12 protein-coding genes are annotated in these 18777 nt (G+C 41.3%); 1 reads left to right on the forward strand and 11 read right to left on the reverse strand.

Features of this window, described 5'->3' with window-relative positions:
* Positions 1-124: 124 nt before the first annotated feature.
* The 3 genes from I6N96_RS14465 to I6N96_RS14475 form a co-directional block, all read right to left on the reverse strand.
* On the reverse strand, positions 125-6265 hold the full coding sequence (locus I6N96_RS14465) for a SpaA isopeptide-forming pilin-related protein (protein ID WP_209558270.1): 6141 nt from the start codon (positions 6263-6265) through the stop codon (positions 125-127).
* A gap of 358 nt (positions 6266-6623) precedes the next feature.
* Positions 6624-9266 carry an alanine--tRNA ligase gene (gene alaS, locus I6N96_RS14470; RefSeq protein WP_209558271.1) on the reverse strand — a complete coding sequence of 881 codons (2643 nt, stop codon included), beginning with the start codon at positions 9264-9266 and terminating at the stop codon, positions 6624-6626.
* Positions 9267-9704: 438 nt separating this feature from the next.
* Entirely contained in the window at positions 9705-10799 is a 1095-nt protein-coding gene (locus I6N96_RS14475; RefSeq protein ID WP_245187000.1) for a DUF7278 family profilin-like fold-containing protein, read from the reverse strand.
* 100 nt (positions 10800-10899) lie between these two features.
* Here I6N96_RS14475 and I6N96_RS14480 point away from each other — a divergent pair, with 100 nt between their 5' ends.
* Positions 10900-11346, forward strand: coding sequence for a GNAT family N-acetyltransferase (locus tag I6N96_RS14480; RefSeq protein ID WP_209558272.1), 447 nt, complete (start codon positions 10900-10902; stop codon positions 11344-11346).
* A gap of 198 nt (positions 11347-11544) precedes the next feature.
* On the opposite strand, the gene I6N96_RS14485 is transcribed toward I6N96_RS14480, so the two are convergent.
* The 8 genes from I6N96_RS14485 to I6N96_RS14520 form a co-directional block, all read right to left on the reverse strand.
* Positions 11545-11868 (reverse strand): hypothetical protein, encoded by a 324-nt coding sequence (locus I6N96_RS14485; RefSeq protein WP_209558273.1) that lies wholly within the window; start codon positions 11866-11868, stop codon positions 11545-11547.
* 237 nt (positions 11869-12105) lie between these two features.
* A complete protein-coding gene (gene rbfA, locus I6N96_RS14490; protein WP_209558274.1) occupies positions 12106-12459 on the reverse strand; it encodes a 30S ribosome-binding factor RbfA in 354 nt (117 codons plus the stop codon).
* 35 nt (positions 12460-12494) lie between these two features.
* The gene (gene infB / locus I6N96_RS14495; RefSeq protein WP_209558275.1) at positions 12495-15203 is read right to left on the reverse strand and encodes a translation initiation factor IF-2; all 2709 of its coding nucleotides are present in this window, start codon (positions 15201-15203) and stop codon (positions 12495-12497) included.
* A gap of 12 nt (positions 15204-15215) precedes the next feature.
* On the reverse strand, positions 15216-15518 hold the full coding sequence (locus I6N96_RS14500; RefSeq protein WP_209558276.1) for a YlxQ-related RNA-binding protein: 303 nt from the start codon (positions 15516-15518) through the stop codon (positions 15216-15218).
* Entirely contained in the window at positions 15511-15807 is a 297-nt protein-coding gene (rnpM, locus tag I6N96_RS14505) for an RNase P modulator RnpM (protein WP_209558277.1), read from the reverse strand. Before rnpM ends, I6N96_RS14500 begins: the two co-directional genes overlap by 8 nt.
* Before the next feature lie 20 nt (positions 15808-15827).
* Positions 15828-17048 (reverse strand): transcription termination factor NusA, encoded by a 1221-nt coding sequence (gene nusA / locus I6N96_RS14510; RefSeq protein ID WP_209558278.1) that lies wholly within the window; start codon positions 17046-17048, stop codon positions 15828-15830.
* Positions 17049-17137: 89 nt separating this feature from the next.
* A complete protein-coding gene (gene rimP, locus I6N96_RS14515) occupies positions 17138-17611 on the reverse strand; it encodes a ribosome maturation factor RimP (protein WP_209558279.1) in 474 nt (157 codons plus the stop codon).
* 229 nt (positions 17612-17840) lie between these two features.
* Positions 17841-18629, reverse strand: coding sequence for a GNAT family N-acetyltransferase (locus tag I6N96_RS14520; protein ID WP_209558280.1), 789 nt, complete (start codon positions 18627-18629; stop codon positions 17841-17843).
* Positions 18630-18777 lie beyond the last annotated feature (148 nt).

Below are 18777 nucleotides of genomic sequence, written 5' to 3' on the forward strand. Positions count from 1 at the left end.
GCGAGTCAGAAGTAGCTCCTACGACAATAAGCCGGAATTCAACAAAAATTTGTGAAACAATTTTCGTGAATTCCGGCTTATTGCTTGTAGCTAAACACTTCTGTCTCAGCCTCTTTTTTACTTATCATTTTTTAGGTTTTCTACTTCGTTGGATCAGTATACCCGATGTCACAAGTACAACAACGATCCCTGCATAGAGCCATAGATTGTTGACTAGCGAATTCAGATTAGCTAATCTGCCGCTTGGTTTACGTGGTACTTTTGGTGTCGTAGGCGTTGTTGGTGTTTCCGGAATCCTACTATTTTGATAGTCACCCAAATCGATTTGTGTTGGTTTTCCAGCAGCTTCCTCTGAAACAGTAAAGGAAACAGACTTGTCACTTAACTGGAAGCCGTCCGGTGCTTGCGTTTCTTTCAACTCATAGCTACCCGGTACTAAATCACTCATGGTCACTTTACCCGCTGCATCAGACACATAGCTTTTCAGTTTAGCTCCTGTGCTATCATACAAAGCAAATGCTGCCCCTGCTAAGGTTTTTCCGTTTTCATCAACTTTCAGCAGCTGGGCTGATCCTTTATAGTTGATATATTGACCATTGAATATTCCACCATTTTCAGCACTCAGTTCACCTGAAACTTCTTTGCTGATTGTAAAGCTAAGTGGTTTCGTATTCACCATATAACCGTCGGGTGCTTCATCTTCCACAAGGGAATATGTTCCCGGTGCTAAACCGCCTCCGGCTATCAAACCTTTATCATTAGCAGAAAGCTTAGTAACAGAATTACCCATTAGGTCAGTTACCGTCTGCGTTTCCCCCTGCTCATTCTCAATATGGAAGATACCGCCGCTAAGTGCTTGTCCGGCATCGTTTACCTTCTTGATCGAGAATTTGCCTTTATAGTTATTGATATCTCCTAAAGACAATTGAATGCTTTCAGGTTTTCCAGCCTGGTTTTCTACAGTGAAGAAAATCGGTGTGGTATCAAGTATATAACCATCCGGCGCTTTTGTTTCTACCAGTTGGAAGGTGCCAGCTGCCGTACCTGATGCGAAAACTCTACCGTTTTCATCTGAAGTCAGCTTATTCGTATCTGTGATTTCATTTCCATCTGCATCATAGATCTGCTGAGTTTCATCCAAAGGTGTACCGTCCTCATTCAGAACAACAAACTCAGCTCCAGCTAGGCCTCTGTCTGGTGCATTTGAATCACCATCAAGTTTATAGGCTTCAATTGAGATCTGATAATTCGGCACTGTCACAGGATCGACCACAGGGGCTGTTTCTGAGTTATCCTGAATCACAAAGTAAATTGGCTGTGTATTGATAATATAACCAATCGGTGCTTTCGTCTCAACGATCTTGTAGCTGCCTGGACGCAAATTACTGATATCAATTTCTCCATCGTCACCAACTGTCACTACCCGTTCAACGATCTCTTCATTTTGATCATTTGTTCGGTAAATCGTAAATTCTGCACCGGCAATTGTTTGAGGAGCTTCTCCCTCCTTCGTTAACGAAATCTTTCCTTTGAAGTTTTGGAATTCACCCATATCAAGTACTTCCGGTTCACCTTCTGCTGATTCGGGTATTGTGAAGAAAACAGGGTAATCATTGATTACATAGTCCTTGCCTTCATCATCAACAGGTGCTTTCGTTTCCTTAAAGTAATATCTGCCAGGAGCCAGCTCATCAATACTTACTAAACCATCAGCGTTAGATGTCAAACCTTCTTGTATCAGCTGATCGTTTTCATCATAAACTGAGAATTCTGCACCGGCCAAAAGATCACCTTGTCCGTTCACTTTAGTTAGTTCCGCACTTCCCTTATAATTGACTGCCTGACCAACATTGATCACGGGAAGCTCGCCATTGTTTGTTTCAGGAACAGTAAAGGAATAGGTTTGTGTATTAAGAATATAGCCGTCTGGTGCTTTCGCTTCTTTGAAATAATAGGTGCCTGGTGCCAGTTGATCGATTGTCACTTCTCCGTTTGCATTTGAAACAAGCGGTGCCGTGTTGACCTTTGCATCCTTTGCATCATACACATCAAATTCGGCACCATTTAAGCCGTCTCCTGCCGCATTCATTTTCTCAAGAACTGCCTTGCCTTGGTAGTTGACCGCTGTTCCTGCATCAACAACTTCAGGCTCACCAACTGCTTCAGAAGCAATCGTAAATGGATATTCCTGCTGATTTAAAATGTAGCCGGTTGGTGCTTTTATTTCTACGAATTTGTAGCTTCCCGGAGCAAGATTTTCTATGGTCACAACTCCTGAAGCGTTGGACACAAGAGGTGTAGTATTCACCACCTTGCCGGAGGAATCCACTACATTAAACTGTGCGCCTGCCAACATTTGTCCGTCAGCTGATTCCTTCAACAGCGTCGCAGCACCTTGATAATTTGTCATATCCAGATCGATTTCCGGTATTTGATTATCTGCATTTTGAACTACTGTAAATTTAATTGGCGTTGCATCCAGCAAATAGCCAGTTGGTGCCTTTGTTTCAATCAAGCGATACTCACCGGGGAGCAGCTCATCAATTTCTAAAATTCCTTGTGCATTCGTAACAAAGGTACTATTCGCTGAAGCCGGCTGCCAGACGCCATTGAAATTTTGCTCTAGTCTGAAGGTTGCACCGGCCAAGAGTGCACCATTCGTCCCTGTTTTTGTCAAATAAACTTTAGACGTTTCGTTGACTACTCCCAGAGGTTGAGCGGAATCCTTACTTGTTTCTTGAGAAATCGTGATTGTACGTCCTGAAACCAGATCATCGGGAATCGTATACCCCGGCAAGCTGCTGGTTTCGACCAATAAATATTGACCCAATTTAAGATTACCAAAAGTGATTTGACCATTGGCATCCACATCCCCTTCACGAAGAAGCTGAGTTTTATCCAGATTCCAAAGCTCAAAATGTACCCCCGGCATAATAACATTATCTTCTGTCGTCTTCTGTAAAGTAATTTTCCCTTTTGTTCCAGAAGCACTACCAGCACTATGATCAATTTCAACGGTTGTATCTGTATCGGTACCACCGTCAACCTGTTCGGAGCCAGTGCCGGTTATAGATACCTGGTTACTTACCTTATCGGTACTCCCTGCCGCAGAAGAACTGATCAATGCCCGATACTCCATAACATAGGCTGTATCGATTTCATGCAGGAAGCTGACCTTCAGCACTTGATCCCCTGTTACACTGTCTGTGATGATCTCTACCTTGTAATCAACGTCCTCTATTAATTCATTACTATGATCCACTGTCACTGTACCATCTGCGGCAACCGTCGTTCCATATAGTTTAATAGAATCCTGATCAATAATTTGATTATTAGATGGCTTGTCTGTAACAACAACATCAGTTAACGTTGATTGACTTGGATTAATTGTGACATTCCACAAAACATAGTTTGGATCAGTGGGGTCCTGTTTACCGCTTTTTTGAATATGAGAACCACCGTTTTTAATAGACACTTTACCAACAATGTCTCTACTAACACCATCATTGACATAAGTTGCTGTATTTTCATAGGTCTTTGCTTCATTGACCACTTTATCGGTCAGTGTTGTCTGAAATTCAATGTAGTAGGTCTTCTGATTGTTTGGATACTGGATAAATAACGTATTGTTGTTTTCATCTGGTGTTTTGATATCAACCATTTCACTACTGATTTCAGTATCGCTTTCCTTTATTACACTACCATCAGGCTGAGTCACACCATAATAAATCTTCAAAGAACCTGGTACGTATTCCTGATTACCAGTAATAGGATCCGTCAATGTTGCATCATGCAGCTGATTTTGACTTAGGTTCGTGTGAAGCGTCCAAGTGATCATCTTGGTTTGCGCATTGTACGCACCACTTTTATCTGCATTATAAGAAAAAGCAGGGAGTGGTTCAAAGTCCTGATCATCTGAAGACGTTTGCGGATCACCGTTTTCATCAATCCAGTTTGCTGTCCCTTTGTTATAAAAATGGTCCTTCGCTGGATCACGCGGGTCGATCACACTGATATCAAACTTCGTTGTGTAATCGATTGTGAATGACTCCGTTGTACTTGCATAAGCACCAATGAACTTAATATCAAAACCGTAGTCACTACTGCCATCGTAATTGTTAACCACTAATTCATAATCTCTGCCTAGTTCGAGAACATTACCTGATGATGAAGTAATCGTCAATTCATATCCATCGCCTACGCCTTCATCAGGTCTTGCCAATGCCATTCCCGGAACCGGATCAAATACATCCTTGATGGTCAGATTATTCATAGTATAGTGATTTCTATTGACAACAAAACGCCAATTAGCTGTTGAAGTTGTATAGTCGACAGAAGTTAGGCTTTTGATTATATTTTGTTGGATTGCATTCCCGCCGCCGGAACTGCTCTCGCCAGTACCGACAGTCACTTCGTTATTTACCGGAGTCGTTCCTGTAACCTCTCCAGCTACCTGTGTCTTATAAGTAATTTTGTAGGCTCCATCAATATCATCCGCAAACTTGATGACAAAGCCCGGGCCATTTGGATTCGGCTCAATTGTATACGCTGAAGCAGGCAGCGGATCATGCTGCACCTCTGTGCCATCTGCATTAAAGGTGATTGGATAAATAACCAGTGAATCTTGGATAAAATCCATGTTATCACTCATGCTATCTGTGATGACTGCGTCATCTTTGGCAACATCTTTTTCTCCATAGTTATATTTGATTGTCCAGTCAAACTGCTGATTTGATGAATCGTAACCATTTTGACTCTTTTCAAGCATCTTGCCGTACTCTGCTGTAACAGTTGCTTCAGCAGGAATTTTTGTAGGATCTTTATCATCTGAAAGATCAGCTTGATTTTTAAGAGGTACTGATCCGCCATCATTCGGCTTTATATCTTCATCAATATCTGTCACATATTCTACTCGATAGGCATCAGAAGTATCTCCCAAAATCGTTACGTTTCCGTTCGCATCAATCGTGTATTGATCTGGATTTAAGGTTTCACCAACTGAGTTGACTGTACCGTCCAGATTCATGACCAGCTTATAGACCTTGATGGAATCTTTATCAACTGTCACTCCATTCGGCCAAGTTTCTGTAACAGTTGGGTTTTCAAGCTCATTCATTGCCTGATTGATATCAACTGTCCAGGTAACACTATCCGGATTTGGTGTTTTATTCAGCTTACCAGCTTTAGAAATAGAGGTATCTGTTGTGGGCTTTACAAAAACATCTACTGGAGGTAAATTATCTTCCTCAGGAAAAGTAATGGTCTTGTCTCCCGGATTTGTGATAACGTTAGGATTGAATTTTGTGTCAAAATCAAAAGTCCCATTGATATCAAATTCATCTGTCACATTCTCATTAAAAAGCATCGTTACTTTTCCATCTGCATCCACCGTATACGTACCATAGATTGTTCCATCTGCATTTTTTAGCTGACCAGAATGTGGTGTAGCAACTACTTCATCCGGCAGTTGGAAAGTAAAGTAGTCGTTTGGTTGGATTTTATCGCGAATTTCTTCTGGAATCGACCAGTCATAGTGAATATTGACATTAGCATCCGCTGGAATCGAACCTGTCAGCTCGTTTCCGTCACTATCATAATAAGTTACTTCTGCACCAGATATGATCGTTCCAGTTCCGTTGTCAAAATACGTACGGATATCTGTCCCTTCATCTGCTCTTACCTGTTTTTTTGGAATCAAGGAGGAATCTTGTATCTCCTGTTCTGTGCTTCCCGTAGTCTCTTGCGTCACACTGCTTGATTCAACAGGCGCGCTGCTTTCTGTCGTAGCGCTTTGTACAGGTTCGACGCTGGAAGAACTTGTTGTCTCTTGCATTGGAAGTATCGTAGAAATAGCTTGACCATCGACAACAAGTGTTAAGGAAGAGCCTCCCGCAACAGATTGCTTATCGACTGAAAATGCAAGGCTGAAATCACCCTGTGCATTGGCTGGAAGCGTCAGCTGAAGACCACCCTCAGTTACAGAATACGCAGCCGCAATATTTCCTGTACTCACACCATCTTTGGCAACCAGCGTTGCTGCTGTGCCAAGTATAAACTGTTTGTCGAGCGAAGTACTATGAACATTTTCAGCATGACCATCGAGCTTCAGATCGATCGTGCTTTCTGTTTCTCCGACAACAGTCATTCCTGATAGAGTCAGTTCATTACTTGCCTTGACCAGTTCCTCTGCGATAGCAGGCAATGGTGCCAGATACTGCAGAAAAATAAGCACAGCCATAAAGCTGTATATCAATTTTCTATTCATTTAATATTCCTCCCCTATGATTCCCTCTCCCTTACTTTACAAAAAAGTTATATTTTTTGGAAATATATTGCTTTAGAATCTATACATACTTGTTTTTTTGTCGGGTTTAATGGCAGTCCATTTATTTCATTTTCATACTTTTTTCATCAAAAAAAGAAACTTTTTGAAAAAGCCTTTCAAAGAGCTCCTTTACTTTTAACAGGCTAAACATGGAGATTCATGGATTTGTAATCGCCTTGAAAACAACTATAACTTTTTTTCATATAAAAATAACAGGCAGCTGAAACAAATCTGTCTCAACTACCTGTTATCCTATTAAATTATTCAGTATTCGTTTTTTTTGACTGAATCAACGATTTTACTTATTTTTCAACCAGATAGCAGCTTCTGCCAAAGCATCTGCAATCCCTGCCGGATTCTTACCGCCTGCCTGTGCCATATCGGGACGGCCGCCTCCGCCTCCGCCGACTTTCGGCGCAATCGCTTTGATCAAATCACCGGCCTTCAAACCAGCATCATTTGCCTTCGGTGACATCGCAGCAAGCAAGCTGACCTTATCATCCTGAGCAGTTGCCAGTACCAATACATCTGACAATTCTTTTTGCTTCCACTGATCAGCCAGTTGGCGCAGTTGATTCATATCCTTGACGTTGACCTTTGCAGCAATATACGTATGTCCGTTTACTTCTTTGATATCCTTAAAGACATCACCTGCTTGTTGGTTGGCAAGCTTGCCGGCCAACTGTTCATTTTCTCTTTGCAGTTGACGAAGCTGTTGCTGCAATTGCTCAGTTTTTGAAACAACCTCTTTTAACTGAGGTGATTTAACGATCCCTGCAATTGCCTTCAATTGTTTTTCTTCTTCATTCATCAGCTCATAAGCTTCCTTGCTTGTAACTGCTTCGATTCGACGAACACCGGCACCAATCCCTGATTCAGAGACAATCTTGAAGATTCCAATGTCTTCAGTATTTTTAACGTGTGTTCCCCCACAAAGTTCGATAGAATAGCCGTCAATATTGACCACACGCACTTCTCTTCCATATTTTTCACCGAATAGAGCCATTGCACCCATATTTTTCGCTGTATCAATATCTGTTTCGATTGTTTCAACTGGAAGTGCTTCCCAAATTTTTTCATTAACAATTGCTTCCATTTGAACCAGTTCTTCCGCAGTTACTTGACCAAAATGAGTAAAGTCAAAGCGCAAATGTCCCGGTGCAACAAGTGAACCAGCCTGATTCGCATGATCACCTAGAATATCCTTTAGTGCACGATGAAGCAAATGCGTTGCTGTATGGTTTTTCAAGATACGATTGCGCATCTTTTGATCAACCTTAAGCTGATAGCTGTTGCCTTCTGTTAAAAGACCAGTCAGTTCAACCGTGTGTAAAAATTGACCATTTGGTGCCTTCATCACATTGACAACATTCGCAACAACTGTGCCTTCACCGTCTTCAATCGTTCCATGGTCAGCAACCTGACCACCCATTTCCGCGTAAAAAGGTGTCTCTGAGAAGATCACTTGTGCTGTACCTTCTGAAATGGAATCAATGATCTCTTCATCCTGAAGAATGATCAAGAGCTTGCTTTCAGCTTCAAGTTGAGTATAACCGATAAATTTACTTTCTACCTTGATATCTGTCAAAACAGCAGATTGAACACCCATTGAAGCCGCTGTACTACGGGCAGCACGAGCACGTTCACGTTGACCATTCATTTCTTTTTCAAAGCCTTCATGGTCAACTTTCAACCCTTCATCCTCTGCGACTTCTTCAGTCAGCTCGACAGGGAAGCCGTACGTATCATAGAGCTTGAAGATATCTTTCCCGCTCAAGGTCTCTTCTCCATCTGCCTTCACTTTTTCGATAACCTGATTTAAGATTTCCAGGCCTTCATTGATTGTTTCATGGAAACGTTTCTCTTCATTATGAACAACTTTTTCAATAAAGTCTTTCTTTTGAAGAACTTCCGGATAATAGCTGACCATGATTTTCCCAACAACTGGAACCAATTCGTACAAGAATGATTTGTCGATCCCCAGCTTCTTCCCATGCATGACCGCACGGCGCAATAAGCGACGAAGGACATACCCGCGACCTTCATTCGATGGAACAGCACCATCACCAATTGCAAAGGACAAGGCACGGATATGATCCGCAATTACCTTGAAGGAAATATCTGTTTGAGGGCTTTCTCCGTATTTTACGTGTTTGCTCAATTTTTCCACTTCATGGATGATTGGCATAAACAAGTCTGTTTCAAAGTTAGTTGGCGCATCCTGAATGATAGAAACCATTCTTTCAAGCCCCATCCCTGTATCAATATTTTTATGTGGAAGCGGCTCGTAAGAACCATCTGCTTGATGGTTGAACTCTGAAAATACTAAATTCCAAATTTCCAAATAGCGTTCATTTTCTCCACCTGGGAAGTTTTCCGGATCATCTTCTGGAATATCAAGGAAAGATTCACCGCGATCATAGAAAATCTCTGAATCAGGTCCACAGGGTCCTGCACCAATATCCCAGAAATTATCTTCTACATCGACAATATGATCTTCAGCTAAGCCGACTTCTTCACGCCAGATTCTTTTTGCTTCTGTATCTTTTGGATAAACTGTTACATAAAGTTTTTCCGGATCGAAGCCGATCCATTCAGGAGATGTTAAAAACTCCCAAGCCCAATGGATTGCTTCTTTTTTGAAATAGTCGCCGATAGAGAAGTTCCCCATCATTTCAAACATTGTATGGTGACGAGCCGTCTTTCCGACATTTTCAATATCATTAGTACGAATTGACTTCTGTGCATTCGTGATTCTTGGATTTTCCGGTACAACGGAACCATCAAAATATTTTTTTAATGTCGCAACACCTGAATTGATCCACAATAATGTTGGATCATTGACTGGCACTAATGAGGCACTAGGCTCAATAGAATGTCCTTTGCTTTTAAAGAAGTCCAAATACATTTGGCGAACTTGACTACTGGATAATTGTTTCATTTCTTTCTTCCTGCTTTCTTCAATTAATTTCTTTGACTGTCATAACTGCTTTCCTTTGACCGCGATTTCAAAGTAGAACATATTTCTCACTCATTTATAAGATCGGGATAACGGCCTTTTCGTTTTTCTCCTGATCTTATCTTTCTGAACCCACTGGAAACCGTCCAAAAACATAAAAAAACACCATCGCAGTCAAGGACGATCGCTCGCGGTACCACCTTGATTGCAATGATGTTTATCATTACCTCTTAAGCTCGATAACGCTGAGTTGCGTCAGCATTTCTGCTGATTGTTCATAAAGGGAGCCGATTCAACCATGTATTGTTTTTCTCTCAGCAATGAAAAACTTTCTGTAAATACAGCGGATCAAAAAGATGTCCTTTAGATTTCTTATCAAAGTATAAGGAAAATATACGAAAAAGTCAACAGTTCCTTGAATCAGAGTGTGACAATCACAGCTTTTCTATATAAATAGATATCTGGACTGAGAATCTGACTCTTCGTAAGAGTGTGTCTTGACTGATAATAAGTAGATAAAGGAAGCATATTTTCAATCAATGAGCGCTGAGGACGCTGCCTTTCCAGCTTAACGATCTGTTCTTTATCCGTTAATTCATATCTGCTTTGATGGCTATCAACAACAACGCCAAACATATTCGGTCCGTTTATTTTATCAAGAATTTGACGTCCGGATGCCTTTGGAGGAAGTAACAGTTCGTTCCCCCAGCGGAAAAGTCGTCTTGTACCTGCTCCTACTGCAAATTCCCATTGATCCTCAGATAATAAGCTGAAGCCTTTTTGCTCCACTCTTTTCTTCAGCTGTGCATGCGTTTGCTCACGAGCAGAGTATACGAGATACACATCCGTTGTCGGAACAAACTCTAAATAGTAGTTATCCCGCTTATGGATCGATTTAGGAAATTCCCAGAAGAGGCTCTCCATAGCAGATAAAGTCGGGAATAAAGCTGCCATGATCTCCTCTTCATAAGGGAGATAGTTTTCCACTTCGCCTCTAAAGCTGCCAGTCACAGTATCCATGATCCCTAAAACCTCAGTTCCTGCCGGCAATGCATATTTTTGAACAAGCATAGCAGGAATTTTCATCCTCCGCAGTTCACTTGTATGATCATTGATATATAAGCTGATTCCTTCCAGAGAACTGAAATCATAGGATTCCTCTGCCTCGATCCAATCAGCGGCTTCACCGAGTTCTTCCTGTCGCAAGGAGGTTTTGAAGGTCTTGTCTTCTGTTTCCAGTAAATCAAAGCCTAATAGTTCGTGACTTCGCAGTCCTTCTGTACCAAGATCCCATCCTAAGATCGCTTCCTGATTTCCCGGGACAAAGACAAATGTTTCTCCATCCAATTCTAATTCGAAGGTTCGACATTTGATTCCGTATAATTCATAATCTTTCAAGCGGATGTCGCTGATTTCTATCATAGGATGTACATAATAAAGCAAAACCTGCTGAAACACAGACTTTTTAGCTTTATCAGACATTTTCTTCCAGCTGATCCAGTCTAATTGCTCCATGAACACTATAAAAGAACCTCCTCGTATTTCTGCCTCATTTCTGGTATTATAAGTATACCACTGAATCACTATTTTATTCTAAGAAACATGGAGGAAAATCATGAAACTACATTTTGGAAGCGAACGTTGGAATCAGGCGGCAGCTTTTGCCCTTCGATATGAAGTGTTTGTCAAAGAACAGCATATCTCAATTGAAGATGAGTTCGACAAATTGGACACGCCGGATCGTAAATATTTTGTTTTGTACGAAGGCAGAGAAGTCATCGGTACGCTCCGCTATGAATTGGCAGAAGAAGAGATTGTTCAACCAGACCGTCTTTGCGTGCAGGAAGACCACCGCAGAAGAGGAATGGGTCGTAAGTTGATGAAGGCATTGGAAGATAAAGCAATTGCCGAAGGCTGTACAACATCCACACTATCTGCTGAAATCAGTGTTGTTCCTTTCTACGAAAAGCTTGGCTATACCAAACAGTCAGGAACCTATTTAGAAGACAATATTCTATGTGTAAAAATGTCAAAAGATCTATCTGTTTCAACAGAAGGCTAAGAGTAAATACATAGCAGTATTTATTGAAACCGACCCAATTAAGTTGTTGAGCCAGTTATAAAAAAGATAAATCAACATAGTTCCTTTTTTGGAACAACTCTAAATATCTAGACAGATCATATTGACGCATTAAAAAAGATGCCGGAGTCTTAGCTAGACTTTCGGCATCTTTTTATTTTGATACGCTTCTCTCATTCCTTACCTTTGTTCCTCCTGCTTCTTCCATTCTTCATACTTTTTAGATAACTGCTGAATATAATAGGGAATCCGCTCCGGATTACTTCCTAGTAAAGTCAACGATTTCTGTTCAGCTTTCAGCATCTCCTGATCGACTACTTCCATGATTTTCTGCATTTCTGCTTCAAGGTCATGAAGCTTGTCAAACCACTCAAGTGATTCTTCAACCTTTTCCGGATTTTCCGGGTAATTCTTCTCTAAATCTTTTTCGAGTTCTTTTCGAATAAAGGGATAGTTTTTTACATGATCGATTTCCACGTTTAAACGAGGACGTTTTTCACTCATAGTTCACCTCTATATTATTATTAGGGTAATAAGCTAACTTAGAAACTGCTTTACTAAAATAATTTCTTTCCACTACAGTTTAATTTACATAACTATTTGTATCAAGTTTTTTCTGTCAGATAGTTGTGAAACTTTTATTATCTTATAGAATCAATCAAAATAAGCAGTGAGACAGCCTATACAAAAAAAGCGAGGAAGGCCCTACAATCAAGCCTTTCCCCACTTTTCAGTTATAATTTAATCTTGGTTTTGGTTGAGTTTACGAATCAATTCATCGATATGATTTCCATATGCAACGGATTCATCCTTCTCAAAAATCAGCTCAGGTGTTTTATACAAAGTCAGGCGTTGACCTAGTTCTTTACGGATCAATCCTTTTGCTTTATCTAAGCCCTCCTGTGCCTTTTGCTGATCAGAGGCCAGATCTGAAAGCAGGCTGTAGTAAATTGTTGCCTGCTGCAGATCGCCCGTCACACGCACATCTGTAATCGTAATATCCTGAACTCTGGGATCTCTGACACGTTTTCTCAAGATGTCGTTGATTTCCCGCAAGATTTCCTGTCCAACTCGACGGTCACGATAATTTGCCATTTCTATTTTCTCCTCTCAACTATGGAGCAGAGGGATTAAGCTCGTTTGATTTCTTCCATTACGAAGCCTTCGATCACATCATCAACCTTCAAGTCGTTGAAGTTTTCGACCATCGCTCCACATTCAAATCCTAGTTTTACCTCTTTCGCATCATCCTTGAAACGCTTCAAGCTGGATAACACGCCTTCGTAGATAACGATACCGTCACGAATGACACGCACACCGCTGTCTCTGCGGATAGAGCCATCTGTTACATAACAACCGGCAATCGTTCCAACTTTAGAGACTTTGTATAGCTCACGAACAACCATTTGTCCGGTGATTTTTTCTTCGAACTCAGGATCAAGCATCCCTTTCATAGCAGTTTCGATTTCTTCGATTGCATTATAGATGATTCTATGCAGACGAATATCTACTTCTTCCTGGTCAGCCTGTTGTTTCGCCTGAGGTGTCGGACGGACATTGAAACCAATGATGATTGCATTACTTGCTGCTGCAAGTGTTACATCACTCTCATTGATTGCACCAACTGCAGAATGGACGATCTTCACGCGTACGCCTTCAACATCGATTTTTTGCAAGCTTGCTGCCAATGCTTCTGCCGACCCTTGTACGTCCGCCTTGATGATGACATTAACTTCTTTCAGTTCGCCTTCTTTCAAGCTTTCAAACAAGTTGTCCAGAGTCACACGGTTGTTTGCTGAACGTTGCTCCAGCAATGCCCGTTTCGCTCTTTCTTCTCCAGCTTGTCGTGCTGTCTTTTCATCTTCCAATACAGCAAAACGATCGCCGGCCTGAGGTACACCATTCAATCCAGTGATCTCAACTGGAGTTGCCGGTCCTGCCTCTTTGTCTCTGCGGCCAATATCATTGGTCATAACACGAACCCGTCCGTAGGTGTTCCCTACAACGATTGGATCGCCGACTTTCAGTGTTCCCTGTTGAACCAATAGTGTTGCAACAGTTCCTTTCCCTTTATCCAAACGAGCTTCGATAACAGTACCGATAGCTTTTTGAGTAGGATCAGCCTTCAAGTCTTCAACTTCAGCTATCAATAAGATATTTTCAAGCAATTCATCGATATTCTGATTGAACTTCGCTGAGATATTGACAAAAATCGTATCCCCGCCCCATTCTTCTGGAATCAATTCATGTTCAGATAATGCCTGTTTCACATTATCCGGATTTGCGCCTGGTTTATCAATTTTATTGACTGCTACGATGATTGGTACCTTCGCTGCTTTCGCATGGTTGATCGCTTCAACAGTCTGAGGCATCACACCATCGTCTGCTGCGACAACCAAAATAGTGATATCAGTGATACTTGCTCCACGAGCACGCATACTTGTAAACGCCGAGTGACCTGGTGTATCCAAGAAAGTAATTGGTTTTCCTTCGATCTCGATCTGATACGCACCAATATGCTGAGTGATTCCGCCCGCTTCGCCGGAAGTTACACGAGAATGACGCAAGGTATCCAACAAAGTTGTTTTACCATGGTCAACGTGTCCCATGATTGTTACAACTGGTGGACGAGTCACTAGATTCTCCTCTGAAATTGCTTCTTCTTCAAAGAATTTGTCAATATCAGCAATATCAATCTGAACTTTTTCTTTCGGTTCAATACCGTAATCAACAGCTAGAAGCTCAATGGTTTCTTTATCTAGTGATTGGTTTTGGTTTACCATAACACCCATCATAAAGAGTTTCTTGATGATTTCTGCTGGCTCACGGTAGATTTTTTTAGCGATATCTGCTACGTTCATACCTTCCGTATATTCTAATACTTCAGGCAGCTCCTTGAACTTTCTAGCTGGTACTGGAGGCTTCGTAGATTCTTGATACTTGCCCTTTTTCCCTTTTTTGTTGAATCTGTTGCGGTTTTGGTTATTGTAATTGCCGCGATTATTGCGGTTTTGGTTGCCTCCGCCGCCAAAGCTGTTATTTCTATTTTGATTATTGTTACGATTTTGATTGTTTTGACCAGTTCCAGCCGTAGTACCTTGGCGATTTTGTCCGCCTTGCTGTCCCTGTTGAATTTGCTGCCCTTGTTGCGGACGATTGTTGCTTTGGTTTTGCTGATTTGGTCTATTTTGCTGACCTTGCTGTGGACGATTATTTCCTTGTCCTTGTTGGCTTGGTCTGTTTTGCTGACCCTGTTGAGGACGGTTATTTCCTTGTCCTTGTTGAGTCGGTCTGTTTTGCTGACCTTGCTGTGGACGGTTATTCCCTTGTCCTTGTTGGTTCGGTCTGTTTTGCTGACCTTGCTGTGGACGATTATTGCTTTGCCCTTGTTGGTTCGGTCTGTTTTGCTGACCTTGCTGCGGACGGTTATTCCCTTGTCCCTGTTGACTTGGTCTGTTTTGTTGACCTTGCTGTGGACGATTATTTCCCTGTCCCTGTTGACTTGGTCTGTTTTGTTGACCTTGCTGTGGACGATTATTTCCTTGTCCTTGTTGACTCGGTCTGCTTTGTTGCCCTTGTTGCGGGCGATTGTTATTATTATCTCTCATATGGTCTGCTTTTTGTCCTTGCTGTTTAGTTGGCTGCTGATTTGCTGGTTTCTGTTGAGGTGTCTGACTGCTCTTTTTGGTAAACGCCGAACGGATTTTTGTTTCATCATCTGAACTGATCGCTCCCATATGATTCTTCACGTCAATGCCCAGTTCATGCGCTCTGGTCACGACCTCTTTACTTGATTGATTCATTTCTTTGGCTAATTCATATATTCTCTTTTTTCCCATGCAATCACCTTCCTAGCCTTTCATTAATTCCTCGAATTTCCCGGCGAAGCCTCGATCGTTGACACCAACGACCATACGGGTTCTGCCAATTGCATGACTGATCTCCGATTGGAGCAGTTCACTGTTACAGGAAACTTTATAGTAGGAACATTTATCTTTGATTTTTTTCCGTGTATTTTCACTTGCGTCTGCTGCAACGAATACAAAAGCTGATTTATTGCTTTGGATATCTTTCACGGTCAGTTCTTCCCCTGTGATCAATTTCCCAGCTCTCATTGCCAGACCAAGTAGGCTTAATGTTTTTTCTTTATTCATTTCCAAACAACTCTTTACGTGCTTTCTGGTGTTCAACATATTCCAGCAGCTCTTGATAAAATTCATCAGTCAGCGTCGTTTCCAATACTCGATCGAGTACTTTACTTGTCTGCGCTTTTTTCACTTCCTCCGGTTCAAGGGCAATATAGGCTCCTCGTCCCGGCATTTTTCCTGATGGGTCCAGAGAAACTTCTCCTTCTTTCGAGCGGGTAATACGAACCAGTTCTTTTTTAGGCTTCATTTCTCCTGAAACAACAGATTTGCGCATTGGAATTTTTCTTTTTTTCATTTCCGATCCCCTCCAAAACGTTATTCTTCTGTTTGTTCACTCTCTTCAGGCTGCTCAGCATCAAACTCAGCTTCCTCATAATCAGCATCTTCAAGAACGGTTTCTTCGTAGTCACCATCTACTGCATCTGTTTCTACGAACTCTTCTTCATAGCCGTCAAGAAGCTCTTCTCCATCGGCTGCTTCAGCTTGCTGTGCATAGAAATCTTCCATCTCTGATTCTGGTTTGATATCGATTTTGAAGTTTGTCAGCTTCGCTGCCAGACGTGCATTTTGTCCGCGTTTACCGATTGCCAATGACAATTGGAAATCAGGAACAACAACGGTACAGGCCTTTGGATTTTGAGCATCAAAGATCACATCAACAACCTGTGCAGGATTCAATGCATTACTGATGAACACGGCTGGATCATCATTCCACTCAACGATATCCATGTTTTCGCCTTTTAATTCATTAACGATTGCCTGAACACGCTGCCCTTTAGGACCTACACATGTTCCCACTGGATCAACGTTCGAATCATTTGAACGAACAGCTACCTTAGAGCGATCGCCTGCTTCTCTGGCGATACTTACGATTTCTACGATTCCATCGTATACTTCCGGAATTTCCTGTTCAAACAAACGACGCAACAGATCAGGATGGCTGCGGCTTACAAAAACCTGTGGTCCCTTTGATGTATTTTCTACACGAGATACATAAACTTTGATTCGATCATGCGGCTGATAAAATTCATTCGGCATCTGATCTTGCTTTGACAACACTGCTTCGATCTTACCAAGGTTGACATAAATATAGCGACGGTCTTGTCTTTCAACGATCCCCTGCATAATGTCATTTTCATAAGCACTGAATTCATTGTAGATAACAGTTCTTTCTGCTTCACGAACACGTTGTAAAATAACTTGTTTTGCAGTCTGCGCTGCAATACGACCGAAATCCTTCGGTGTTACTTCAAAGCGGATTTTGTCCCCTAGCTCATATGCTTTGTTGATAGCCATTGCATCTTTTAAAGATACTTCCAGCTGCGAATCCATTACTTCGTCAGTCACTTCTTTTACAGCATAAACGTGGATGTTTCCTTTTTTCTCATCGAACTCCACTTCAACATTTTGTGCTTGACCATAATGTCTTTTATATGCGGAAATCAAGGCTGCTTCCAGCGCTTCAATCACCGTTTCTTTTTTTATTCCTTTTTCAGCTTCTAATGCATCTAAAGCATTTAACATCTCTTTGCTCATTAGTTATTCTTTCCTCCCGATTTTTTAGTCAAAGCTGAACGAATCTTGTCTCTCCTTATCTGAAAGACAAACCGTTAGAAGCTACTGCCTTAAAACTTTATTGCTAAACGAGCCTTTGCAATATTTTTACGATCTATGACCATTTCTTTTGTTCTTGTTTTGATTCTTACAGTTAAAGTAACTGTCTCTTTGTCAAAGCCTTCCAACGTTCCTTCGATCTGCTTTTCACCATCTACAGCCTGATAGAAAGAAAGGTGAATATATTCTCCTACAGCATTCTCATAGTCGGATTCCTTCTTCAATGGACGTTCTGCTCCCGGAGAAGAGACTTCGAGAAAATAAGCCTGCGGAATCGGATCCGGTTCTATGGCATCCAGTCGTTCACTTAATTGTTCACTGACAAATGCACATTCTTCAATATCAATGCCGCCTGTTTTATCAATAAACACACGTAAAAACCAGTTCTTCCCTTCCTTGACAAACTCTATATCTACAAGTTCAAAATTCTGCTCTTTCAAGATCGGTGTGACTAACTCAGTAACAGTTTCCACGACACTACTCAAAATTTTCGCCTCCTTCGAGATTAGATGTAACGTACCATTGGCAACTCAAGGCTCCTGATAAATGCCATTAAAAAGAGTGAGCAGAAACCCGCTCACTCACAATCAGTATCATTACTTGTATACAGTCTAACATAAATAGGAAGAAATTTCAAATAAACAAATCCCTCATGTTTTCTTACTGCTGTATTTACGCAAGACTGTCACTTATTAACTCTAATTTCCGTTGTTATTAATTGCTCACTGATTCTACTGGTTTCGTAAACAGGTGGTTGACTGAAAATGCCGTTTCTGCAAACCCCAGCTTTTTATAAAGGGACAACGCCATGCCACCAACGTCTGTGGTCAGACCTGCACCCAAGCGTTTATCCGCTCGTTCTTGAACAGCCGTCTTGATCAATGTTCCCGCAATCCCTTGCTTACGATACGCTTCATCCACATACACATTTTCTACCTTATAATAGTTTTGCAGCTTATAGATATCGACACTTCCCACCACCTTGTCATTTACAACAGCAATATAGAAATCAACAAAGGCTGACTGGTACAGCCAACGAATCAGCTCATCTTTTTCTTTCGCAAAGCTGAGGGAAATATTTTCCGCATCAGCAAAGGCAAAGTCACGGTACAGCTGAACATCCTGCTCGGTCGCTGCTTTTCGATAAGTAATTTCAGTCTGAGACTTATTTAATGCTTCCGGATCTACCAAAGACATATAAACCAGCTGTTCCTCAGAATAATCATAGCCTTCCATCATCGGTACTTTCCACTTTGCCTGCTGTTGTTCGGATACGATCGATCCGAACAGCTTGAGAAACTTTTGTTCAGCTGCTATTTCTTTCATAGCGGTCGACCACTCAGAAACTAGCTGCGGTTCTTTTATATAGAAAAAATTATGATCATACATTTGCGGAACTAAGGTATTGCTATATCTATTCACCTGTTCACTTCTCTGCTCTTCATTTACCAAACCGTAATAATACAGTTCATTTTTTTCAATTTGTTCCGGATTCATTCCCATCCCAACCTTTCACTTCCCTACTTTATTATTTCCCATTAAGCCATTTATCTTATGATGCTCATCCTTAAATCAATGCGTAGGAATGCTTCATTTATTCAACGGACTATATAATAGTAATCTTACTTGTTTACTCTGCAAAAACCAAGAG

Origin of the sequence: Enterococcus larvae (genome assembly GCF_017830045.1) — a bacterium.
GTDB classification, from domain to species: Bacteria; Bacillota; Bacilli; order Lactobacillales; family Enterococcaceae; genus Enterococcus_L; species Enterococcus_L larvae.

Bases quoted from the DNA above. Each gene is read 5' to 3' on its own strand.
- I6N96_RS14500 (WP_209558276.1), bottom strand. From the start codon at position 15,518: ATGAATAAAGAAAAAACATTAAGCCTACTTGGTCTGGCAATGAGAGCT.
- rnpM (WP_209558277.1), bottom strand. From the start codon at position 15,807: ATGAAAAAAAGAAAAATTCCAATGCGCAAATCTGTTGTTTCAGGAGAA.
- I6N96_RS14485 (WP_209558273.1), bottom strand. From the start codon at position 11,868: ATGAGTGAAAAACGTCCTCGTTTAAACGTGGAAATCGATCATGTAAAA.
- rbfA (WP_209558274.1), bottom strand. From the start codon at position 12,459: ATGGCAAATTATCGTGACCGTCGAGTTGGACAGGAAATCTTGCGGGAA.
- alaS (WP_209558271.1), bottom strand. From the start codon at position 9,266: ATGAAACAATTATCCAGTAGTCAAGTTCGCCAAATGTATTTGGACTTC.
- infB (WP_209558275.1), bottom strand. From the start codon at position 15,203: ATGGGAAAAAAGAGAATATATGAATTAGCCAAAGAAATGAATCAATCA.
- I6N96_RS14480 (WP_209558272.1), top strand. From the start codon at position 10,900: ATGAAACTACATTTTGGAAGCGAACGTTGGAATCAGGCGGCAGCTTTT.
- I6N96_RS14465 (WP_209558270.1), bottom strand. From the start codon at position 6,265: ATGAATAGAAAATTGATATACAGCTTTATGGCTGTGCTTATTTTTCTG.
- I6N96_RS14520 (WP_209558280.1), bottom strand. From the start codon at position 18,629: ATGGGAATGAATCCGGAACAAATTGAAAAAAATGAACTGTATTATTAC.
- nusA (WP_209558278.1), bottom strand. From the start codon at position 17,048: ATGAGCAAAGAGATGTTAAATGCTTTAGATGCATTAGAAGCTGAAAAA.
- I6N96_RS14475 (WP_245187000.1), bottom strand. From the start codon at position 10,799: ATGGAGCAATTAGACTGGATCAGCTGGAAGAAAATGTCTGATAAAGCT.